This is a genomic window from Mesorhizobium sp. M4A.F.Ca.ET.050.02.1.1 (genome assembly GCF_003997725.1).
Lineage (GTDB): Bacteria > Pseudomonadota > Alphaproteobacteria > Rhizobiales > Rhizobiaceae > Mesorhizobium.
On sequence record NZ_RZSG01001222.1, the window covers coordinates 1 to 1,113 of the forward strand.

At 63.8% G+C, this 1,113-nt stretch carries 1 protein-coding gene; it reads right to left on the minus strand.

Annotated elements, in window-relative coordinates; genetic code table 11:
- Positions 1-67 precede the first annotated feature (67 nt).
- Positions 68-1,113 (minus strand): dihydroxy-acid dehydratase (locus EOA33_RS36480; protein WP_190234509.1); only part of this gene is annotated, 1,046 nt, incomplete at its 5' end.

Genomic DNA, 1,113 nt, shown 5'->3' on the forward strand with positions numbered 1-1,113 from the left:
GGCTTGGCCCACGGCGCCCAAGGTCGCCACAGCGACCAGTGCCGAAAAGACAGACGACCTCAACACCTCAGATATCCGCATAGCAATGTGTTTCTTTCGCACCGCCCGGGTGGGTCACCGCGCCGTCGCGGGCCGATCCGACCGTCTGCGCATATTTCCAGATCGCGCCCGACTGATAGTCGGTCTTGCGCGCCTTCCACGTCTTCTTCCTCGCCGCCAGCTCGGCGTCGGACAGCGCCACCTCGATCGTGCCGTTGACCGCATCGATCGAGATCACGTCACCGTCCCTGATGAGCCCGATCGGACCGCCGATAGCCGCCTCCGGCCCGACATGGCCGATGCAGAAGCCGCGCGTCGCGCCCGAGAACCGTCCGTCGGTGATCAGCGCCACCTTGCCGCCCATGCCCTGACCGTAGAGAGCCGCCGTCGTCGACAGCATTTCCCGCATGCCCGGACCGCCGCGCGGACCCTCGTAGCGGATGACGAGAACCTCGCCTTCCTTGTAGTTGCGCTGCGTGACCGCTTCGAAGCACTCCTCTTCCGAATCGAAGCAACGCGCCGGACCCGAGAATTTCAGTTCCGACATGCCCGCGACCTTCACGATCGCGCCTTCGGGGGCAAGGTTGCCCTTCAGGCCCACGACACCGCCTGTCTTGGTGATTGGCCGGTTGGCGGGACGGACCACATCCTGGCTGTCATTCCAGGCAACATGCTGCATGTTTTCGGCCAAAGTACGGCCGGTCACGGTCATGCAATCGCCATGCAGGTAACCATGGTCGAGCAGTGTCTTCATCAACAGCGGAATGCCGCCGGCCTCGAACATGTCCTTGGCGACATATTTGCCGCCGGGCTTGAGATCGGCGATGTAAGGTGTCTTCTCGAAGATCGCGGCGACGTCGAAGAGGTCGAACTTGATCCCGGCCTCATGCGCGATCGCCGGCAGGTGCAGCGCGGCATTGGTCGAGCCGCCGGTGGCGGACACGACGGTCGCGGCGTTCTCCAGCGACTTCAGCGTGATGATGTCGCGTGGCCGGATGTTCTTCGCGATCAGCTCCATAACCTTTTCGCCGGAGGCGTAGTTGAAGCGGTCGCGCATCTCGTAGGGTGCCGGCG